This window comes from Acinetobacter sp. GFQ9D191M, assembly GCF_011174875.1.
Classification (GTDB): domain Bacteria; phylum Pseudomonadota; class Gammaproteobacteria; order Pseudomonadales; family Moraxellaceae; genus Acinetobacter.
Genome location: NZ_JAALGV010000018.1, coordinates 16,430 through 37,519 on the forward strand (window position 1 = coordinate 16,430; position 21,090 = coordinate 37,519).

Here is a 21,090-nt window from a genome sequence, read left to right on the forward strand (position 1 = left end):
TGAAATTGTTTAATCCCGTCCATATCTTATGGATTCTTGCTGCCCCCTGGATCATCAGTTCCAGCGGGGCAGCAGTCATTACGACGCCTTATATTGCACTGCATAGTGTACCCAAATATGCACAGGCTAAATCTCTGCCTTATGCCAATCCGCAAGCGCCCAAAGGCGGTGTCCTGATTCAGGCAGCTGATGGCAGTTTTGATAACCTGAACAGCATGAATGGTAAAGGGAATGTCACTGAAGGGATTAATTATATTTTTGACAGCCTTATGTCAAAATCCCTGGATGAGCCTGGCGTCTATTATCCTTTGCTGGCGGAGAAAGTCAGTTTTGACCCAAAGCAGACCGCTTATATTATTTTCCATTTAAATCCTAAAGCCAGATTCAGTAATGGTCAGCCAGTGACGGCTAAGGATGTGAAATACAGTTTTGATCTGTACCAGACCCAGTCCAATTTTGGCTTGCAGATGTATCTGGCAGATATTAAAAAAACCGAAGTCCTGTCACCATTAAAAGTTAAGATTAGTTTTAAATCTCGCCATAATCCGGAAATGGCCATGATTGTGACGCAAATGCCGATCTATTCTCAGCAGGAATGGCAAAAGCGCAACTTCAAGGACATTAACCTGAAACCGATCTTGGGTTCAGGGCCCTATGTGATTGATCGCATTGATGCAGGACGTAGTATTTCCTATAAACGTAATCCATATTACTGGGGTAAAGACCTGTTAGTTAATCGCGGCCGTTATAATTTTGATCGCATACAGTATCGCTATTACCGTAGTCCGGAAATCAAGTTTGAGGCATTTAAATCTGGCCAGTTTACGCTGCATGAAGAAAAACAGGTCAACCGCTGGGTAAGTGATTATCGGTTTCCTGCGGTACAGCAAGGCCAAATCAAAACCTATCGTTTTCAGCATCACAATCCGATTCCTACACAAAGCCTGATTTTTAATACGCGACGTCAGCCCTTTGCTGATATCCGCTTCCGGCAAGCTTTAACTCTGGCCTATGATTTTGAATGGCTAAATAAAGCCTTGTTTCATGGAGAATATCAGCGTCTGAACAGCTTTTTTAGTAATAGTGAACTGGCATCTACAGGCAAGCCGAGTGCTCAGGAGCTGGAAATATTACAGCCAAATTTATCTAAATTGCATCCGGTGCAACGTCAGGCGGTATTACAGGATTGGCATTATCCGCAATCAGATGCCTCCGGATTTAACCGCAAAAATTTATTACAGGCGCGACAAATTTTATTGAATGCCGGTTACCGTTATCAGCAGGGAAAACTGGTGACTGCTCAAGGTAAACCTGTACAGATCGAATTTCTGTTGCATCAGGCTGAACAGCAGCGTCATATAATGCCTTATCTACGCCATTTAAAACGTCTGGGGATTCAGGCGCACATTCGGATGGTGGAAACGGCTCAGTATTATGAGCGACTAAGAAATTATCAGTTTGATATGATTGTGGATACCATGCCGCAATCGCTGACACCGGGACAAGAACAGAAACAGTTTTGGGGTAGTCAGGCGGCATGTCAGCCTGGCAATTATAATTATGCCGGTATTCAAAATCCGGTGATTGATCGGGTGATTGATCAGGTAGTTCAGGCACAAAGTCGTGAGCAGCTGATTTATAGTACCCGAGCTTTAGACCGTTTATTGCGAGCCGGTTATTATCATATTCCGACCTATGGTACGGGTGAATACTGGTATGCTTACTGGAATATGTATCGGCAGCCCAAGATCAAGCCCAAGCTTTCTGCGGGTATTGATTACTGGTGGGTGGATACAGCTAAAGCCAGACAAGTGGCGCCGTACTTAAAGTATCGCTAGATTTCCAGCTTCGGGGAGTGCCATGAGCACTTATATCGTCAAACGTTTGCTTCTTATGATTCCGACATTATTGATGGTTCTACTGATCAATTTTGTGGTGATTCAGCTTGCACCGGGTGGTCCTGTGGAACAGGCCATCTATCAGGCACAGCATGCGAATAATTTGGCGATTGGTGGCTTGCAGTATCAGGGACAGCAAGGCCTGACGCCCGAAATGCTGGAGCAGATCAAGATTCAGTATGGATTTGATCAACCGGTTCATCTACGGTTCTGGGAAATGTTGAAAAGCTATGCCCAATTTGATTTAGGCCAGAGTTTTTTTAAAGGCCAAGCTGTGACTGAACTGATCTGGGAAAAATTGCCAGTTTCACTGTCTTTAGGTTTCTGGAGTACCTTGCTGATCTATCTGGTTTCTATTCCTCTTGGCATCCAGAAAGCCAAAAAGCATGGCAGCCTGTTTGATCAAACGACGTCTTTGCTGCTGGCTGTGGGCTATGCCATTCCAGCCTTTATCTTTGCCATTTTGCTGATTGTATTTTTTGCAGGTGGTTCCTATCTGCAATGGTTTCCTTTACAAGGATTAAGCTCGGAAAATTTTGATGAATTATCTTTCTTTGGAAAAATTCAGGATTATTTCTGGCATATGGCTTTGCCGCTACTGGCCATGGTGCTAGGTGGTTTTGCACGGCTGACTTATCTGGTGAAATTTTCCTTTATGGAAGAACTCAGTAAACACTATGTACTGGCAGCAAAAGCGAAGGGACTACAGGAAAGGGCAGTACTCTATCGGCATGTACTGCGCAATGCAGTGCTGGTGTTGATCGCTGGATTGCCAGAAGCTTTGCTCGGTATTTTATTTGTCGGGAACCTGTTTATTGAAATCATCTTTAATCTGGATGGTTTGGGCATGCTGGGATTTGAAGCGATTCTGCAGCGGGATTATCCGGTCATTTTTGGAACTTTGTTTATTTTTACTTTATTGGGCTTGGTGCTACGTTTGATCAGTGATGTGCTGTATCGGGTAATTGATCCCCGGATTCATTTCGATTCGCGAGGATTGAAATAATGTCACCAATGCTACGCGCCAGCCTGCAACGTTTTAAAAATAATAAAACCGGATTTGCCTGCTGCATTGCCTTTGTCATTATTTTTATCTTGTCACTTGGTGCTGAGCTGATCGCTAACGATAAGCCTTTACTGATCAAGTATGAGGACTCCTATTATCTGCCAGTAATAAAGTCATATCCTGAAACGACTTTTGGGGGTGTCTTTGAAACTGAAGCCGAGTATCAGGATCCTGCGGTACAGCAGCTGATTAATGCCAAAGGCTGGGCAATCTGGCCGGTGATCCGCTTCGGCTATGACACACCCAATTTGGCACTCGATATTCCAGTACCTTCACCTCCAAGCAGGCAAAATTGGCTAGGAACAGATGATCAGGGACGGGATGTGCTGGCACGGATTCTATATGGCTTGCGTATTTCCTTGCTGTTTGGCTTTGCACTGACTTTGCTGTCGGCAGGATTAGGTGTGCTGGTCGGTGCAGTTCAAGGCTATTATGGTGGCTGGATTGACCTGATCGGGCAACGTGCACTTGAGGTCTGGAGCAGCCTGCCGATGCTGTTTATGGTCATGATTCTGGTCAGTGTGTTTAGTCCGAATATTTACTGGCTATTTGTGATCATGCTATTTTTTGGCTGGACAACACTGGTGTCGATGGTGCGCGCTGAATTTTTACGGGCCAGAAATCTGGAATATGTCTGGGCAGCGAAAAGTATTGGTGCAGGGCATGGCCGGATCATGTTCAGGCATATTTTACCCAATGTGATGGGTTCCAGCCTGTCACAACTACCTTTTATGCTGACTGCCAATATTAGCGCACTAACTGCACTGGACTTTTTAGGTTATGGTTTGCCACCCGAAACCGCTTCTCTAGGTGAATTATTACTGCAGGGTAAAAATAATCTCAATGCGCCGTGGTTGGCTTTATCCGGGTTTCTGACTTTAGCCATTGTCTTGTCTTTACTCATCTATATCGGTGAAGCCATCCGGGATGCTTTCGATCCCAAAATTTAAAATGATTTTTTAAGACTGATTTAATATCTACAAATAAAATTTGTATCCATTTGACAATATGAATTGTCAATTATGGCAAGTTAGGTTATAACACATACAAAATAAGATAAACATTTCAGGAAAGTACATGACACAATTGGCCGATTCCATCCAGATCCGTAATACCCAGTTTAAAAACCGTATCATTAAAGGTGCCATGAGTGAGGCGTTGGCCAATGATGCAGGCCAACCCAATCAGGCCCATTTAAAGTTATATGAAGCTTGGGCCAAAGGTGGTTTAGGCTGTGCGATTACGGGTAATGTCATGGTGGATTTTCGTGCCAAGAATGAACCCGGTGTAGTGGTAGTAGAAACTGAACGTGACCTGGAAAAGTTAAAAGCTTGGGCGAATGTCGGCAAACGTCATGGCATGGTGCAACTGGTACAGTTATCTCATCCTGGACGTCAGTGCCCAAAAGGCTTGAATAAAGAAACCGTAGCACCTTCAGCTGTACCTTTTAGTCCAGCATTGGCGATGAGTTTCGGTACGCCACGTGAACTGCGTGAAGATGAAATTTTAGATATTATCCAGCGCTTTGCGACTTCAGCTGCCATTTGCGAAAAGGCGGGATTTGAAGGCGTGCAGTTACATGGGGCGCATGGTTATCTAATTAGCCAGTTTTTATCGCCCCTGACCAATAAGCGCCAAGACCAGTGGGGTGGCAGTATTGAAAACCGCAGCCGATTCTTGCTAGAGGCTTATAAGGCAGTGCGTGCAGCAACTTCAGAGAATTTTATCATTTCAGTGAAATTAAACTCGGCAGACTTTCAGCGCGGTGGCATTAGTGAAGAAGACGTTATTTATGTTTTTAAGGCGATGGATGCAGCCGGGATCGATATGATTGAAGTTTCTGGCGGAACCTATGAAGCACCTGCAATGGCCGGGGTAAAAGCAGAGAAACGTAAAGCATCAACGGTTGCCCGCGAAGCCTATTTCCTAGACTTTGCCGAAAAGATCCGTCAGGAAGTTAATTGTTATTTAATGGTGACGGGGGGCTTCCGTACCGCAGTGGGTATGAATGCAGCCCTTGACAGCGGCGCATGTGATTTTGTCGGTATTGCACGTCCATTTGCGGTCGAGCCTGATCTGGGTAACCGTCTGGTGGCTGGACAGGATGTACGTTATGCAGTTGAGAAAATTAAAACCGGTATTCCAATGATCGATAAAATGGCGATTATGGAAATCATCTGGTATGCCGCACAATTTAAAGAAATTGCCAAAGGTAATCGACCAAATCCAAAACTGTCGCCTTTAAAGGTATTTTTAAATTACGTAAAAGGTAATGTGAAAGCTGTGATTAAAGGTCAGATCAATTCACGTAAATCGGCTTAATTTGTATAATGCATTGAAGCAAAAACAGGGCATATAAAATGCCCTGTTTTTTTATGAATGACCTTTTTAAGAATAAGTCATGGCTTGAGTCTGAAAAGGGAAGAGCAACTGAGAAAGCTGACGCGTTGCCCACAAGCCCACTTCCTGATGATGCATATGCGGTGCCACATAAGGGATCAATAAATCAATTTTTTGTTCGGCAGCAACACAGCGATTCAGACGGCTTTTCAACTGATGAATCTGTTGCTGGTCGATACGGTTCAACACCGGTTCCATCTGGTTATGTACTTGAGATCTGCTGCGTGATGACAGACGAGCAGCAAAAGTCTCACCTTGAATCCAGTCTTTAATAATCTGTTTTTCAGTGGCATTAAATACACCAAACATTTTACCATCTGGATCATCAATCATTTTCCAGAACCGGCTTTGTTCTACAGGTGCATCTTTTACAATCCAGCCTTTTTCAATCATGACTTTCAAGAAGTCTGCAATCTGTGCCGGATCGGATAACCACTCATTAATGTTCTTGCCACTAAACTGGCATTTCTGGTTATGGATATATTGTCCAATCAGCGCTTTGTTCTGAAATACTTTCAAAGCCAGTTTTTCAGTATCCAGTTGCTTGATGATCTGGGAAGAACTTTTACCAATGTCATTCAGCACATAACCTTTTTTAATCAGGTCTAGATACTGGGCAGGATCTTCAGCGAGTGCATACTGATCTAAATAGGCTTGCAGCGATTTTTGTGCATGACCGTTGTGAGCATTATCAATGGTAATGTGTACATTGAAATAATGTGGATCAATACCGAGTTCAGACAGCTCATAATTGGTAATTAACAGATGTAAGGGCAGCTGCTCATAACCCAGATTGAAACCAATTACTAACGGCAGATATTCTGGCGGCGCATAGGCCAAAGCCAGCTGCACGGCTGCTTGTTCATAATAGCTGGCATCCAGTTGCTCAGCATAGCTGTTCAGCTCATAATGATTCAGCAAATCCTGATACATGGTGACATGATTGGCACGGGTATGACCCATGCCTAGTTCTTCCAGATAGATATAAATCAGGTCTTTGGTTTCCGGACGATTCCAGTTTTGCACAGTTGAATACAGCCATGAGCCGTCTACCAGTTTTACAGGTGCGACTTTGGCCAGGAACTCAAATGCATGTGACACAGTCGGGAAGTATTCACGTCCTTGCTGCTGTCTACGCCGCTCTACATAAGACTGGAAGATTGCGCAGGTTTGGTGGTGCTGTTCCAGAAAATGTTGCTCTACATGTCTGGGTTGATCCAGCCATTCCAGCCCAGCCACATCAACTTGCTGGATTAAATCTCTTAAATAGTTCTCAGCCTGTTCGGTCTTTACTGCCGTCGAAATCTGTTGATCTTGAAAGAAGTTGACCCAATCTTTAAAGTTATTAAATTGATGATTATGATTTTTAATAGATGATTCAGGCGAACTTAACTTTGTACTGACGAACATAATCTGATCCTTGCAGATATATTATGCTTTCTAACTTAACGGCATGCTTATACCACCGGTGTTGATTTTTTGTTCGGATTTATAGTGCGATTGCTGTAAATGAATATGAATGGATAACGAGTTGAAGAGAAATGTAAAAGAATAAGATTTTTGAATGAATTAATTTATAAACAAATAAAATTGCAATCAAAGAAATTTGATCAAACGTTAAAAATAGGAATGAAGGAACAAGCAATAAAAAAGCCCAAGTCATCATGCTTGGGCTTTTTTATGAGAAGTTAATTAAATTAACCATCTCGAATATGGCGTCCCTACGGGGATTCGAACCCCGGTTACCGCCGTGAAAGGGCGATGTCCTAGGCCTCTAGACGATAGGGACAATGTAGAAGTGATATTTTAAACCAGAACTTTTGATCTAAAGTAATGGCGTCCCTACGGGGATTCGAACCCCGGTTACCGCCGTGAAAGGGCGATGTCCTAGGCCTCTAGACGATAGGGACTTAATAAAATATTACTTCTGAAATTGGCGTCCCTACGGGGATTCGAACCCCGGTTACCGCCGTGAAAGGGCGATGTCCTAGGCCTCTAGACGATAGGGACGTTTCAGAGGTGGGCGTATATTAGGGTGAAAACAGGGGGGTGTCAAACGCTTTTCCAGAGTTTTTTGGAAATTTTCTTTTGAGTGCATAAATTTAAAACAATATTAGCAGAATACTTGAAAAATGCAGGATTTAGGCCGGATTTTTAAGCAATTCCAGAATGGCTTCAACAACCTGAGGATGCAGTAAATAGCCAGTAATGTCATGTGGACGGTGAATATGTGTACGAATGCCATGATTGATGATTTCAGGTTCAAACTTGAATGGCGGTTGGGTAAGCGGAATGGCGGTGAGATAATCATCCGTTGAGTAGAAATTGATCCAGTCGCCTTTAATTGCCTTAGGTCGTACCACCGGCTGTGCCAAGCTGGATTGAATCACCTGAAAGGCTAATGGCGAACCTAAAGTAATAAAACGCTGTACATTCAGTTCAGGGTGCTGGATAAGATGATTATAGGCAATCACACTTCCTAAAGAATGGGCAATGACAATGCAGGGTTTGCGACCACTCAGTTGTCGGGCAATCCGTTCATGCACTTTCCTCATGAAATCAGGGTTATCGAGATAAAGATAAGTTTCAATCAGAAATCTCTGCAATAGAGTGCGATGCAGAGTGGGAAAATAATTGAGTAATAAGGCAAAATCCCGAAGCGCCACATTCTTGCCGAGGGCGGTAAAATAATTGAATTTCTGTCTGAAATCCATGGTATCACTTGGGCTGGGTTGGGCGAAATCGGTAATTGTGGGCCTACGCCAACCAGGACGTGGAACAGGGGCGGGAAGCTGAGGTTGAGCAGGCTTACGAAAAGGAAAGCTAGGCCATTCCTGGGGCATCAGGGTGCCAGCTTCTAGAATATTGCGGACGTTATAACGTGAAAGCAGATCGCCATAAAATGGAATACGAATGTGACGTTTTAAATAACTAAATCTGGCATCTTGTTGATGTTTACGCATCCCTTTTTGAAGTATATGGAGCCAGCGCTGGCGGATGGAGGCAGCGCTATGATGTTGCTGATTCATTCCATGAATAAAAATAACTTTCATCGACACCCCACTGAGTTCGATAGAATTATATTTACAGTATAGAAAATATTAACGTAGCAAAAGCAGCGCTTTTTGTGGTGTTAATGTGTAAATTATCTTTGATAAAACAATAATTAACAGACATATGTATATTTATAAAAGAGTCATAAATAAACCACAAAATGAGTAGGTATGAATAAAGAATTTTACTCAGCAGAAAAATAATGCAAAGGAAATAGTAAAATTAAATCTGTAAATTAAGGTGCTTTTTAGAGTAATTCCAGTAGGGCTTCGATGACTTCCGGATGCTGGACATAGCCATCAATATCATGCGGATGATAAATTGAAGTACGAATCTCCCGATTGATAATTGCCGGCTGAAACTGAAAAGGCGGTTCTGATAATGGAAAGGCAGTTAAAAAGTCATCACTGCAATAAAAATTAATCCAGTCACCTTTAATAGCTTCTGGCCGATGAACAGGCTGGGGCAAATGTTCCTGAATGACCCGGAAAGCCATTGGTGATCCCATGCTGATAAAACGCTGTACATTCAGTTCCGGGTGCAAAAGCAGATAATGATAGGCAATCACACTTCCTAAAGAATGAGCCATTAGGATACAGGGTTTATCGCCATGCAGTTGCTGGCCAATTCGCTGATGCACCTGCTGCATGAATGTGGAATTCGCTAGATAAGAATAGGTTTCAATCAGAAATTTTTTGATCAGCGTATCATGCAGGCGAGGGAAATGATTCAGTAAGATCACAAAATCCCGTAATAGAGTATTCCGGCTTAATGTACTAATAAACTGCAGCTTCTGGTTAAAGGTCATGGCATCCTCAACCTTTAGCTCGGGAATTTCACAAATTTCAGGTGAATATTGATTGAGATGGGGTGGTGGTGGCTGGGATTTAACTGGAGACTGGAAAGGAAAGCGAGGCCAGTCTTGCGGCATCAATGTACTGGCATTTAGCACATTATGTAAATGATGACGTGACAGTAAGTCGCCATAAAAAGGGATACGGATATGCCGTTTGAGGTAGGCAAAACGTGTTTGTTGATGCGACTGTTCCAGACCATGTTTTAGCAAACTCAGCCAACGTTGACGCAGGGACGCAGAGCTAAATTTCTGCTTGTTCATGCCATGAATATAAATAATTTTCATCGACACACCACGCTGGCTGCCTAGAACATTTTCAGTATAAATAAAAAAGAGCAGCCGAAGCTGCTCTTTTGGTCATTTTAATGTTTAAGCATTTTTGTGATAGAACTTGTAGTAGCTGGCATAGCACAGTGCGATAAACAGCAAGCAGCCAAAGAAACTGATACGCATGCTCGGATCAAACACCATACTGATACAGGTAATCAGACAGAACAGAAAACCCAGAATCGGTACGATCGGGAACAATGGCGCAGCAAAATCAAGATCCTTTGCTGTTTTACCCTGTTTGTACCATTCGCGGCGGAAGTTGAACATGCTCAGACAGATGCTCATCCAGACCACTACCATGGTAAATGCTGCAATACCTAGCAAGTTAGTGAAGATGGTTTCCGGTGCGAACTGTTCAGACAACAAGCCAGGCATACCGCCAATCATGGTGACAATGACTGCAATATAAGGTACACCACGCGCATTTAAGCGGGAAAATACCGCTGGTAACTGTTTGCTGTAAGACAATGACCACATCATACGGGATGCAGCAAATAGACCTGAGTTAGCAGCAGATAGTAATGCTGTGATAATCACAAAGCGGATAATATCTTCGGCATAAGGAATACCGATATGCTGGAATACTGTCACGAATGGACTGCTACTGACACCTTCAGCTGCCAGACCTGCTTCCTGATGCGGAAGAAGGGAGGTCACCACAATAATCGTACCTACAAAGAAAATCAGTAAGCGGAAAATTGCAGTATTAATCGCTTTCGGTACATTTTTGGCCGGATCTTTTGTTTCACCCGCAGCCACACCAATCAATTCAGTTCCAGAGAAAGCAAAGTTTACAATCAGCATGGTGGTGAAGATTGGGAACACACCTTCTGGGAACCAGCCTTGAGCTGTCAGGTTACTGAATAGCGGAGCAGTTTCCTGTCCTTGGTAGCTTACTACACCAAAAATAGCGAGTAGGCCAAGCAGGATAAAGGTTACGACAGTAACGACTTTCACCAGTGCCAGCCAGAACTCGGACTCTGCAAACCAGCGAGTGGAAATCATATTCAGTGCGAATACGAAAGCACCAAAAATCAATGTCCACATCCACATGGAGCTATCTGGGAACCATTCCTGCATTAATAAGGCTGCAGCGGTAAATTCAGTTCCCAGAGTTACTGACCAGGTCAGCCAGTATAGCCAGGTAATGGTGTAGCCAGTCCCTGGTCCAATATAGCGTTTGGCATAGGCGCCAAATGAGCCCGATTCGGGCATATGAACGGCAAGTTCACCCAGACATAGCATAACCATGTAAGCGATGATCCCGCCAAGGAGATAAGCAAGAATGGCACCTACAGGCCCCGTTTGTGCAATGACTTCACCCGACCCTAAAAATAGGCCTGTTCCGATTGCGCCACCAAGCGAAATCATGACCAGATGTCGAGTACTCATAGCGCGTTTTAAAGGCGCAGAATTGCCCTGATGCGTAGCATCATTCGGAGATGAGTGCATAGGAGTCAAAAAATAAAAGAATGAAGCGGGTTATTGTAGTGAAAAACTACAAATCTGCAACGTATTAATATGGATTATGTATAAGACTTGATCGTGAGCGATCAGATAATGGCGTCCCTACGGGGATTCGAACCCCGGTTACCGCCGTGAAAGGGCGATGTCCTAGGCCTCTAGACGATAGGGACGTTGCGAGGTGATGGCTATATTAAGGACTAAGCCGGACTTTGTCAAAAGAGTTTTTACTAAAATGTATTTAACAGTTTAAACATTAGGCAAAACAAAAACTTTATTTTATTAAGATATTATTTTCTGAACGGATTTACCTGATATGAAAAAATAAACCCAATCGGAATTGGGTTTATTAAAGAAATTATTTCAGTTCAAAAGTTTAGAACTTAAGCTTTTTGATGATAAAGCCAGTAATAACTTGCATAACATGCAGCCATAAACAATAAACAGCCAATAAAACCAGAGAGCATTTCAGGGTCAGCTGCCATACTCAGACCGGTTGCAGTACAAGTTACAAAACCTAGAGTGGGAACTAAGGGGAACCAAGGTGTACGGAATTTTAGTTCAGAGACGCTATGACCAGACTTCAGCCATTGGCGACGGAAATTAAACTGGCTCCAGCAGATACTCATCCAGACAATCACCATGGTAAAAGCGGCCACGCCCATCAGGTTTTTAAAGATGACATCTGCACCAAATTGTTCAGAGAGCAGACCAGGCAAGCCGCCAATCATGGTGACCCAAACTGCTACATAAGGCACGCCGGATTTGCTGACTTTGGCAAATAGTCGCGGTAACTGGTTTTGTGAAGACAATGCCCACATCATACGTGAAGCTGCATAGAGTCCAGAGTTTGCAGTAGAGAGCAGCGCAGTGATAATTACGAAACGAATGAAATCTTCGGCATAAGGAATACCCATCTGGGTAAACACGGATACAAACGGACTGCTGCTTAAGCCCCCATGACCACCGACCTGTAGACCTGCATCGGTATAAGTCAGTAACGAGCTGATCACAATGATGGTGCCAACAAAGAAAATCATCAGACGCCATACCGCAGCATGAATCGCTTTCGGTACATTTTTCTCAGGATTTTCGGTTTCACCGGCAGCGATCCCGATCATCTCGGTACCGTTAAAGGCAAAATTCACGATCAGCAGGGTAGTGAATAACGGAATTAAACCATTTGGCAGCCAGCCATGTTCAGTCAGATTGCTGAACAGCGGTGCGGATTCATAACCTTGGAATGGAATAAAGCCAAAGATACAGCCAAAGCCCAGAATAATGAAAATCAGTACAGTCGCAACTTTAACCAGTGACAGCCAGAATTCTGATTCAGCAAAGGTACGGGTTGAGCTTAAATTGGAGAGCAGTACACCTGCAGCAAAGATCAATGTCCATAACCAGATCGAAGTTTGGGGAAACCATTCCTGCATCAGAATCGCAGCGGCAGTAAATTCGGTACCCAAGGTGGCTGACCAGCCGAGCCAGTACATCCAGGACACCATATAGCCTGTACCCGGCCCAATATAATGGGTTGCAAAGGCACCAAAAGAACCAGACACGGGTAAATGTACGGCCAGTTCACCGAGGCAGAGCATTACCATATAGGCGATCAAGCCACCAATAATATAGGCCAGTACTGCGCCCAAAGGTCCAGCTTGTGAAATCACTTCACCGGAACCCATAAACAGGCCGGTACCAATAGCGCCACCAAGGGAAAGCATGATCAGATGACGTGTGCCCATGGCACGTTTTAACGACGGAGTTTGACCCTCAACAGACGAATGCTGTGAAGGTGGAGAGGGAGATTGCATAGCTCAATTAAAAGGAGAGATTTAAAAAAAGTATTTTAGTTTTAATTATGTGAAATATCACATAAATTGGAATTTCCTCATAAAGTTCTTCTTTTAATTTAAAAAATAAATATTTGCAAAGCCTCTTAAAAACTAGTGATCGGGAGTCTGGTATTGCTCAGTCGGTGTTTTTTCAGCAGGCGTAGTTTCTGCTCGGTTCTCAGCAGTTTTATCATCGCGACTGATCACATAAATATAAAGCGCTGAAGGTGCCAGAATAAGTAAAACAAGCAGGATTTTCTTTAGCATGGGAAAATTGATCAAAACCTAACATCAACTTGATTATAGCCTAAGCAAACGAGAAAGGGCACCAAACTCAGTCATGCGAAATTTATAACAATAGTATTGAAAGCAATAATAAGAAAAAGAGTTTTCTTGGAAAAAATGAAAGAAGAAGGGGATAAATAAGATGGCGTCCCTACGGGGATTCGAACCCCGGTTACCGCCGTGAAAGGGCGATGTCCTAGGCCTCTAGACGATAGGGACGTTTAGAAGATGGCGGTATCTTATTGATCCGCCACCAAAGTGTCAAGCAGGTGAGGTGCGAGTTTGTTTAAAATATAGCAAAACAGTTCCGCAGTCTTTTGCGTATCGTATAACGCAGAGTGTGCTTCTTTGCCATCAAACTCAATACCGGCCTGAATACAAGATTTAGCCAGAACCGTTTGACCAAACATCACCGCACTTAAAGTCACGGTATCAAACACAGAAAAACTGTGAAACGGATTCTGGTTTTTGGTTCCGGTACGGGCAATTGCTGCCTGTACAAAGCCCAAATCAAAATGCGCATTGTGACCGACCAAAACGGCATGCGTACAATTTTGCTGACGACGCACTTCATTGACCGATTTAAAAATACGTTTTAACGCGGTTTTTTCATCTTCAGCCATTGCGATCCGCATCGGATTTGACGGGTCAATCCCGATAAATTCCAAAGAGCGGCGATCCAGGTTGGCACCTTCGAAAGGATTGATATGTGCGTGGTAAGCTTCACCGGGCACAAACTGGCCATCTTCATTATAAACAATAGGAATGGCCGCAATTTCTAACAAGGCATCAGTCTGTGCATTAAAGCCTGCTGTTTCAACATCGACAACAACAGGCAAAAATCCACGGAAACGCTGACCAATGACTGGAAGAGTTTCATTTGTCACATTTTTCTCCATTGAATGGTTTTTCCTGCATATAGCGGAACGATTTGTTCACCATCCAAGTAGTCTAGACTTTCAGGAATAACTTGATCTTCTTTGACCAGCGTAATGGTTTTGGTATTACGTGGGAGGCCGTAGAAATCTGCACCAAAGTGGCTGGCAAAACCTTCTAGGCGGTCGATTTTACCTACTTGATCAAAGGCCTGAGCATATAACTCAATTGCAGTCGGAGCACTATAGCATCCTGCGCAGCCACACGCATTTTCTTTGGCATTTTTTGAGTGCGGTGCACTGTCGGTGCCTAAGAAAAATTTAGGATTACCGCTCGTTGCCACTTCAAGCAACGTTTGCTGATGCGTCTGACGTTTTAAAATTGGCAGACAATAGAAGTGCGGCTTGATCCCACCAACCAGCATATCATTACGGTTAAACAGTAAATGCTGTGGGGTAATAGTCGCAGCCACATTACGATCCTGTTCCAGTACGAAATTAGCTGCCTCGCTGGTAGTAATGTGTTCCAGAACCAGTTTCAGTTTCGGGAACTGTTTTAGTAATGGTGCTAAGACTTCATCAAGGAAACGTTTTTCACGGTCAAAAATATCGACATGATTATGCGTCACTTCACCGTGCAGCAATAAAGGCACCTGATGCTCTTCAAGCTGTTCAATGACTGAATATACTTTACGAATGTCGCTTACACCGCTATCCGAGTTGGTGGTTGCGCCAGCAGGGTAAAGTTTAATAGCATTGACATGCTCAGAATCTTTAATCTTTTTGACTTCACTTGGAGAGGTATTATCTGTGAAATACAGCACCATGCGTGGATCAAAATCGCTACCTTCAGGAACATGCGCCATAATACGTTCACGGTAGCTTAATGCTTCTTCCACAGTTTTAACCGGTGGAACAAGGTTCGGCATACAGATGGCGCGGGAAAACTGTTTAGCTAGATCAGGAACGGTGCGTTGCAGAGCGTGACCATCACGCAGGTGGGCATGCCAGTCGTCTGGCTGGAGAAGGGTAATCGTATTCAAGGCGAATTCAATCGGAGAAATAAAACAAATGATAATGCATCTATGCCTAAAATGGTAACGAGAAATATATACAAAATAAGGGATATCTATAAATTAATTTATAAAAGTATGATATTTTAAAATTAATAAAAAAATTACATAAATACTTGGCAATGGAATACAAGTACAATCTAGCAAAATTGCAAGATGAAAAAGAAAAAATAGAAGAATTAATCACACGGCAAAGTCAGCGTGTAGGCTCGGTTTTCCCTCAGAATCTGGAACAGGAGTTCTGGAGCAAAAACCTGGAGCGAGCACGTAAACATGTCGAAAAATATGTCTGGGCAGGTGTACTGACCTATTTTATTTTTCTGCTGGTCATGATTCCGACCGACTACTGGATTATCGATTCACAATATTTTGTACAAGATTTTGTGCGCTGTATGCTGGGGCTGATCAATGGTAGTCTCGCTTTACTTGCTTTTTATTTCTTCTCCTGTCTGCCTAAAATCAAACGCTTTTTTCCGCAGGCTTCCATGCTGCTAATGTTCTGGATGATAGTCTCGACCTCCTATCTGACCATGTCCATTCAAACAGTAAGCTTGCAACATCAGTCGATGGCGATCATCACTATTATCTACATTCTGGGTTATATTCTGACCGGAGTAAAACCTTTACAGATGTTAATCACGGGGTTGTTTGCTGCACTTTGTACGGTCTGGCTGTTATCCGTGTTATCGATCGAATTTAATGCGCTGGTCTTGGGGCGGATTCTAATTGGCAGTAGCCTATTGGGATGTGTGATTAGTTATATGCTTTTTGCCCGTGAGCGCATGATTTTTCTATATACCATGCGGGCTAGAATCAGTGAGAAAATTCAGCGGATTCATACCACAGAATTGTTGCATTTAAGCCAGCATGATGAGCTGACCAAAATCTCTAATCGACGAACTTTCGATGAAACACTGGATATCTTTTTTGAACGTTCTCGCCGTAATCAGCATGCTTTAGCGATTTTATTTATCGATGTGGATCATTTTAAAAACTATAACGATTTTTATGGACATCAAAAAGGGGACGATGTCATTTCCAGTATTGCCTTTACTATTAAAAATGCGATCCGGCATATGGATTTCGTGGCCCGTTATGGTGGTGAAGAGTTTGTGGTACTGCTTCCAGAAACTGATGCTCATGGTGCTTATGCAGTGGCTTCTAATATTTTTAATGCGATTGAGCGTCTGGAAATTCCGCATGAGAAATCTGGTGTGGCTGATCACATCACCATCAGTTTGGGCATCACTGTGTATCGTGGTGAAGACTTTATTGATAAGGATGTCTTATTGGGAATTGCCGATCAGGCGTTGTATCGGGCCAAACAGCTAGGACGGAATCAGATTTATTATCAGTCGATCCGCACTGCAAATCCAAATAGTGTAAATACCTAAATCGAATCTATAAAAAAACCGCTCAATTGAGCGGTTTTTTTGACGTTAAAACAAACTTATTTGTTTTTGTCTTTTAATTGAGGTACTGCAGAACCTGTACCTACTGCAAGCAGGCCAGAATCTGTATAGATACCCAGTTTTGCACGTGTATCTGTGATGTCCAGGTTACGCATAGTTAACTGACCGATACGATCCGCTGGAGAGAACATAGAATCACCTTTCTCCATAGTCAAACGCTCAGCTTCATAAGTGAGGTTAGGAGACTCAGTGTTCATGATGGTGTAGTCATTACCACGACGCAGTTCTAAAGTCACAGTACCAGTGATCGCTTTGGCAACCCAACGCTGTGCAGTTTCACGAAGCATCAATGCTTGAGAATCGAACCAGCGACCTTGGTACAGAAGACGACCCAAACGAAGACCGTTGATACGGTATTGTTCGATCGTATCTTCGTTATGAATACCAGTGACCAGACGTTCATAAGCGATGTGAAGAAGGGCCATACCCGGAGCTTCGTAGATACCACGAGATTTCGCTTCGATGATACGGTTTTCGATCTGATCCGACATACCTAGACCATGACGGCCACCAATACGGTTCGCTTCAAGAATGAACTCAACTGGATCTTCGATACGTTGACCATTGATTGCAACAGGGAAACCTTCTTCAAAAGTAATCGATACTTCTTCAGGTTTGATTTCAACTTCTTCTTTCCAGAATGCAACGCCCATGATTGGATCAACGATTTTGATACCGGCATTCAGGTATTCAAGATCTTTGGCTTCGTGAGTCGCTCCCAACATGTTTGAGTCAGTTGAGTAAGCTTTCTCTTTTGACATTTTGTAGTCAAAGCCATTGTCGATCAGGAACTGTGACATTTCTGCACGGCCGCCTAGTTCGTCAATGAAAGTCTGGTCTAACCAAGGTTTGTAGATTTTCAGGTTAGGGTTAGTCAACAGACCGTAGCGGTAAAAACGCTCGATGTCGTTACCTTTATAAGTAGAACCGTCACCCCAGATGTTCACGTCATCTTCTTTCATTGCAGTTACCAGCATGGTACCTGTTACTGCACGGCCAAGAGGAGTCGTGTTGAAGTATGGAACGCCACCGGTAGAAATGTGGAACGCGCCACATTGAATTGCGGCAATACCTTCTAATGCAAGCTGTAAACGGCAGTCGATCAAACGTGCTTTTACTGCGCCATAAGCTTCAGCTTTTTTTGGAATCGCATCGTAATCGTCTTCGTCTGGCTGACCCAAGTTTGCTGTATAAGCATAAGGTTCAGCGCCTTTTTGTTTCATCCACAAAAGAGCTGCAGAAGTATCTAGACCGCCAGAAAAGGCAATACCAACTTTTTTGCCTACTGGGACATTCTGCAAGATAGTTGCATTATCAGACATTGTTCATCCTAATGATATGAAATAGGCACGCCAGAAGTGGTGGCCTGAAAAAACACATATTGCGTCAATTGTATCATTATTTTATTTAGGTTTGCTTTAGAAAAGAAAAACTCGTTTCAAAATCTTGATTCAATAGGCTTAAATAATCATAAAATTACCGTATTTTTGACAAACGCTTAAAAAATAGGAAAATCTGGGAAGATTCAATAAAATCATTAAGAAAAAACATCTTCAGGATAGCCCTCATGAGCCCGAATATTCCTCCTTTGCCTAATCTGCAACCTGCTGCCAAAAATGAAACCTTATCGATTGTGCATGGAATCTATGCCGGTTTGCTGGTTTTTAGTACGGTTGCATTTTTATATCTGGAATATCAGCAGTCGACGATTTCCATGTTGAGTCTGGGTATTGTGTTGCTGCTTTTGGCTGTGCTGATTGTTTTGAATATTCAGACCTGTCTCAAGGTCAAACAGGGCAATGGTTCAGGACGCACCTTGTCCAGAATTATGGCGATCCTTATGCTGCTCAGTTTTCCTATTGGTACAGTACTCGGAGTAATTGCGTTATGGAAATCCAGTAAAAATCAATGGCAGCAATAAATCCATCACTCAGGTACGGCATGAATATCACAATTGGTATTTGTGCCTGAGAAAGCGGACCTGATAGTCATAAAAAGCCTCTGAAAATCAGTTAAAGTACATTGATAAGATTTAAGCTTTTAGCCAAATAAGAATCAGGGATATTTTATGACAACGACGCGCTATGCAAATATTTTAAAACCATTACATCTGGGTTTCACCACGATTAAAAACCGTGTGGTGATGGGATCAATGCATACGGGCTTGGAAGATCGTTTTTATAATTATCCTAAACTGGCCGCTTATTTTGGTGAACGTGCCAAAGGTGGTGTGGGTCTCCTGATTACTGGCGGGATTTCACCGAATCGTCAGGGCTGGTTATTGCCTGCTGGCGGAACCATGAATACCTTGGGCGATGTTGCACCGCATCGACTGGTTACGCATGCCGTGCATAAGCATGGGGCCAAGATTCTGTTGCAGATTTTGCATGCCGGACGTTATGGCTATCAGCCTTTTGTGGTATCTGCCAGTCCGATCAAATCGCCAATTTCACCTTTTAAACCACGTCAGATGTCTGAAAACCAGATTCTGGATACGATTCAGGACTATGTTAAAACTGCAAAACTGGCTAAAAAAGCGGGTTATGACGGCGTGGAAATCATGGGCTCTGAAGGGTATTTGATTAACCAGTTTTTAAGCCGTCATGTCAATCAGCGTACTGATCGCTGGGGTGGAGAAACTGAAAACCGCATGCGTTTTGCAGTGGAAATTGTTAAAGCGATTCGTGCTGAAATTGGTGAAAAATTTATTATCTGTTTCCGCTTGTCCTTGCTAGATTTGGTACACGATGGAAATACCATGCAGGAAGTGATTACCGTCGCTAAAGCATTAGAGAAGGCTGGAATAACTTTGCTGAATACCGGTATTGGCTGGCATGAAGCGCGTATTCCGACGATTGTCACTTCTGTTCCTCGTGCTGCATTTGTAGATTACACCGCAGAAGTCAAAAAGCATGTTGCTGTTCCAGTTATTGCATCGAACCGGATCAATATGCCAGAAACGGCTGAAGCGATTTTGGCATCGGGTCAGGCAGATATGGTGCAAATGGCACGCCCGTTGTTGGCAGATGCATTCTGGGTAAATAAGACAGCAACCAATCGTGTTGATGAAATTAATACCTGTATCGCCTGTAACCAGGCCTGTCTGGATCATACCTTTAAAAATAAGCGCGCTACCTGTCTGGTGAATCCACGTGCCGGCTATGAAACCGAACTGGTTTATGTCAAAACCAAAAAACCTAAAGGCATCGCCGTGGTAGGTGGTGGGGTGGCAGGCCTATCCGCAGCTACAGTCGCTGCCAGCCGCGGTCATGATGTGACTTTGTTTGAAGCCACTAATGAAGTGGGTGGACAATTTAATCTGGCCAAAGTGATTCCAGGCAAAGAAGAATTTCACGAAACCATTCGTTATTTCAAAGTACAACTGGAAAAAACCGGGGTAGATGTCCGTTTAAATACCCGAGTAAATCGGGAACAACTGGAACGCGAAGGTTTTGATGAAGTCATTGTTGCTACGGGCGTTGTTCCGCGTGAATTGAAAATTGCCGGTAGTGATGCACCTCAAGTCCTGTCTTATGCTGAAGTATTGCGCGGTGCACCAGTAGGAGATCGTGTCGCTGTCATTGGTGCCGGAGGAATCGGTTTTGATGTATCAGAATTTTTATTAAAGCCACCGCATCAGCCACAACCGCAACCTGTAGATGAATGGAAACGGGAATGGGGTGTAGATCTGCATGCAAATTATGCAAGTGAAGGCGGACTGCAGCCAGCAGAAGTCGAGCCACCTGTACGTGAAATTTATCTATTACAACGTAAAACTACTGCTTTAGGAGCAGGCTTAGGTAAAACCACGGGCTGGGTTCATCGTGCCCAATTAAAAAAACATGGCGTACGCATGTTACGCGGTGTGCACTATAAATCGATCACGGATGAAGGTTTGTGGATTGAAGTGGATGGACATGATCAGTTGCTGCGTGTAGATACGGTCGTCGTTTGTGCTGGTCAGGAGTCAGTCAAAGATGTCATGCCTTCAGAGGATCAAAAGACTTTAGCGAATTACCATATTATTGGTGGAGCAAAGCTGGCTGCTGAGCTGGATGCCAAGCGTGCAATTCGTGAAGGGGCAGAATTGGCAGCAAAATTGTAAGGATTTGATGAAACTATATGCAGTTGATGAGATTCACTGTAATTTTCACTTGTCAGTCACCTAAAAGCTCCGTATTATTGCGGACATGGAAGCGTGGCAGAGCGGTTTAATGCACCGGTCTTGAAAACCGACGAGGGCTTATACCCCTCCGTGAGTTCGAATCTCACCGCTTCCGCCAGATACGAAAAACCCCGATCATTGATCGGGGTTTTTTATTGCCTAAGTTTTATTGAGTGGGAAATTGTCTGATTTTTTAGATAAAGCAGATAGATAACAAGCTAATTGATCTAATTTCTAAGATATTTTCTTATTAAAAAAATAAATGAATAAAAACGAATGCATATAGCTTTAATTTCTAAGGCTCTAGACTAGCAAAA

General features: G+C 43.3%; 16 protein-coding genes and 6 tRNA genes. 8 read left to right on the plus strand and 14 right to left on the minus strand.

Annotation, left to right across the window (positions count from 1 at the left end):
* Window positions 1–5: 5 nt before the first annotated feature.
* The 4 genes from G5T77_RS03465 to G5T77_RS03480 all read left to right on the plus strand — a co-directional run bounded on the left by G5T77_RS03465 (window position 6) and on the right by G5T77_RS03480 (window position 5,286).
* Entirely contained in the window at window positions 6–1,838 is a 1,833-nt protein-coding gene (locus G5T77_RS03465; protein WP_166138257.1) for an extracellular solute-binding protein, read from the plus strand.
* Window positions 1,839–1,860: 22 nt separating this feature from the next.
* Window positions 1,861–2,904 carry an ABC transporter permease subunit gene (locus tag G5T77_RS03470; protein ID WP_166138253.1) on the plus strand — a complete coding sequence of 348 codons (1,044 nt, stop codon included), beginning with the start codon at window positions 1,861–1,863 and terminating at the stop codon, window positions 2,902–2,904.
* Window positions 2,904–3,914 (plus strand): ABC transporter permease, encoded by a 1,011-nt coding sequence (locus G5T77_RS03475; RefSeq protein ID WP_166138250.1) that lies wholly within the window; start codon window positions 2,904–2,906, stop codon window positions 3,912–3,914. Before G5T77_RS03470 ends, G5T77_RS03475 begins: the two co-directional genes overlap by 1 nt.
* A gap of 127 nt (window positions 3,915–4,041) precedes the next feature.
* Window positions 4,042–5,286, plus strand: coding sequence for an NADH:flavin oxidoreductase/NADH oxidase family protein (locus G5T77_RS03480; RefSeq protein WP_166138247.1), 1,245 nt, complete (start codon window positions 4,042–4,044; stop codon window positions 5,284–5,286).
* A 66-nt stretch (window positions 5,287–5,352) separates the two neighbouring features.
* Here the strand turns inward: G5T77_RS03480 and G5T77_RS03485 are convergent, their stop codons facing one another.
* From G5T77_RS03485 to pyrC, 13 genes are all read right to left on the minus strand, one after another.
* Window positions 5,353–6,774, minus strand: a complete 1,422-nt coding sequence (locus G5T77_RS03485; RefSeq protein ID WP_166138244.1) for an iron-containing redox enzyme family protein — start codon at window positions 6,772–6,774, stop codon at window positions 5,353–5,355.
* Window positions 6,775–7,077: 303 nt separating this feature from the next.
* Window positions 7,078–7,153, minus strand: a tRNA-Glu gene (locus tag G5T77_RS03490).
* Window positions 7,154–7,198: 45 nt separating this feature from the next.
* Window positions 7,199–7,274 (minus strand) — tRNA-Glu (locus tag G5T77_RS03495).
* A 24-nt stretch (window positions 7,275–7,298) separates the two neighbouring features.
* Window positions 7,299–7,374, minus strand: a tRNA-Glu gene (locus G5T77_RS03500).
* Window positions 7,375–7,505: 131 nt separating this feature from the next.
* Window positions 7,506–8,417: an alpha/beta hydrolase gene (locus G5T77_RS03505; RefSeq protein ID WP_166138240.1), complete on the minus strand. Its 912-nt coding sequence runs from the start codon at window positions 8,415–8,417 to the stop codon at window positions 7,506–7,508.
* Between the two features lie 248 nt (window positions 8,418–8,665).
* The gene (locus G5T77_RS03510; protein WP_166138236.1) at window positions 8,666–9,559 is read right to left on the minus strand and encodes an alpha/beta hydrolase; all 894 of its coding nucleotides are present in this window, start codon (window positions 9,557–9,559) and stop codon (window positions 8,666–8,668) included.
* A gap of 84 nt (window positions 9,560–9,643) precedes the next feature.
* Window positions 9,644–11,056: an amino acid permease gene (locus G5T77_RS03515; protein WP_166138233.1), complete on the minus strand. Its 1,413-nt coding sequence runs from the start codon at window positions 11,054–11,056 to the stop codon at window positions 9,644–9,646.
* A gap of 109 nt (window positions 11,057–11,165) precedes the next feature.
* A tRNA-Glu gene (locus G5T77_RS03520) sits at window positions 11,166–11,241 on the minus strand.
* 210 nt (window positions 11,242–11,451) lie between these two features.
* Entirely contained in the window at window positions 11,452–12,882 is a 1,431-nt protein-coding gene (locus G5T77_RS03525) for an amino acid permease (protein ID WP_159123358.1), read from the minus strand.
* Between the two features lie 132 nt (window positions 12,883–13,014).
* A complete protein-coding gene (locus G5T77_RS03530) occupies window positions 13,015–13,170 on the minus strand; it encodes a hypothetical protein (RefSeq protein ID WP_004782839.1) in 156 nt (51 codons plus the stop codon).
* A 161-nt stretch (window positions 13,171–13,331) separates the two neighbouring features.
* Window positions 13,332–13,407: transfer RNA gene (locus G5T77_RS03535), tRNA-Glu, on the minus strand.
* A 20-nt stretch (window positions 13,408–13,427) separates the two neighbouring features.
* Window positions 13,428–14,087 carry a ribonuclease T gene (rnt, locus tag G5T77_RS03540; protein ID WP_034704922.1) on the minus strand — a complete coding sequence of 220 codons (660 nt, stop codon included), beginning with the start codon at window positions 14,085–14,087 and terminating at the stop codon, window positions 13,428–13,430.
* Entirely contained in the window at window positions 14,072–15,106 is a 1,035-nt protein-coding gene (gene pyrC / locus G5T77_RS03545; protein WP_004782837.1) for a dihydroorotase, read from the minus strand. Before pyrC ends, rnt begins: the two co-directional genes overlap by 16 nt.
* Window positions 15,107–15,258: 152 nt before the next feature.
* Between pyrC and G5T77_RS03550 the strand changes: the two genes are divergently transcribed.
* The gene (locus tag G5T77_RS03550; protein ID WP_166138230.1) at window positions 15,259–16,530 is read left to right on the plus strand and encodes a GGDEF domain-containing protein; all 1,272 of its coding nucleotides are present in this window, start codon (window positions 15,259–15,261) and stop codon (window positions 16,528–16,530) included.
* A 56-nt stretch (window positions 16,531–16,586) separates the two neighbouring features.
* Here the strand turns inward: G5T77_RS03550 and argG are convergent, their stop codons facing one another.
* Window positions 16,587–17,930, minus strand: coding sequence for an argininosuccinate synthase (gene argG, locus G5T77_RS03555; RefSeq protein WP_005234795.1), 1,344 nt, complete (start codon window positions 17,928–17,930; stop codon window positions 16,587–16,589).
* 245 nt (window positions 17,931–18,175) lie between these two features.
* Between argG and G5T77_RS03560 the strand changes: the two genes are divergently transcribed.
* The 3 genes from G5T77_RS03560 (at window position 18,176) to G5T77_RS03570 (ending at window position 20,891) form a co-directional block, all read left to right on the plus strand.
* A complete protein-coding gene (locus G5T77_RS03560; RefSeq protein WP_125278928.1) occupies window positions 18,176–18,529 on the plus strand; it encodes a hypothetical protein in 354 nt (117 codons plus the stop codon).
* A gap of 147 nt (window positions 18,530–18,676) precedes the next feature.
* Window positions 18,677–20,713 carry an NADPH-dependent 2,4-dienoyl-CoA reductase gene (locus tag G5T77_RS03565; RefSeq protein WP_159123360.1) on the plus strand — a complete coding sequence of 679 codons (2,037 nt, stop codon included), beginning with the start codon at window positions 18,677–18,679 and terminating at the stop codon, window positions 20,711–20,713.
* 87 nt (window positions 20,714–20,800) lie between these two features.
* Window positions 20,801–20,891 (plus strand) — tRNA-Ser (locus G5T77_RS03570).
* Window positions 20,892–21,090 lie beyond the last annotated feature (199 nt).

What these genes read in the sequence shown, in the direction of transcription:
- G5T77_RS03470 (WP_166138253.1), top strand. Translation starts at nt 1,861, where the DNA reads ATGAGCACTTATATCGTCAAACGTTTGCTTCTTATGATTCCGACATTA.
- rnt (WP_034704922.1), bottom strand. Translation starts at nt 14,087, where the DNA reads ATGGAGAAAAATGTGACAAATGAAACTCTTCCAGTCATTGGTCAGCGT.
- argG (WP_005234795.1), bottom strand. Translation starts at nt 17,930, where the DNA reads ATGTCTGATAATGCAACTATCTTGCAGAATGTCCCAGTAGGCAAAAAA.
- G5T77_RS03565 (WP_159123360.1), top strand. Translation starts at nt 18,677, where the DNA reads ATGACAACGACGCGCTATGCAAATATTTTAAAACCATTACATCTGGGT.
- G5T77_RS03560 (WP_125278928.1), top strand. Translation starts at nt 18,176, where the DNA reads ATGAGCCCGAATATTCCTCCTTTGCCTAATCTGCAACCTGCTGCCAAA.
- G5T77_RS03550 (WP_166138230.1), top strand. Translation starts at nt 15,259, where the DNA reads ATGGAATACAAGTACAATCTAGCAAAATTGCAAGATGAAAAAGAAAAA.
- G5T77_RS03475 (WP_166138250.1), top strand. Translation starts at nt 2,904, where the DNA reads ATGTCACCAATGCTACGCGCCAGCCTGCAACGTTTTAAAAATAATAAA.
- G5T77_RS03515 (WP_166138233.1), bottom strand. Translation starts at nt 11,056, where the DNA reads ATGCACTCATCTCCGAATGATGCTACGCATCAGGGCAATTCTGCGCCT.
- G5T77_RS03530 (WP_004782839.1), bottom strand. Translation starts at nt 13,170, where the DNA reads ATGCTAAAGAAAATCCTGCTTGTTTTACTTATTCTGGCACCTTCAGCG.
- G5T77_RS03510 (WP_166138236.1), bottom strand. Translation starts at nt 9,559, where the DNA reads ATGAAAATTATTTATATTCATGGCATGAACAAGCAGAAATTTAGCTCT.
- G5T77_RS03485 (WP_166138244.1), bottom strand. Translation starts at nt 6,774, where the DNA reads ATGTTCGTCAGTACAAAGTTAAGTTCGCCTGAATCATCTATTAAAAAT.
- G5T77_RS03525 (WP_159123358.1), bottom strand. Translation starts at nt 12,882, where the DNA reads ATGCAATCTCCCTCTCCACCTTCACAGCATTCGTCTGTTGAGGGTCAA.
- G5T77_RS03505 (WP_166138240.1), bottom strand. Translation starts at nt 8,417, where the DNA reads ATGAAAGTTATTTTTATTCATGGAATGAATCAGCAACATCATAGCGCT.
- G5T77_RS03480 (WP_166138247.1), top strand. Translation starts at nt 4,042, where the DNA reads ATGACACAATTGGCCGATTCCATCCAGATCCGTAATACCCAGTTTAAA.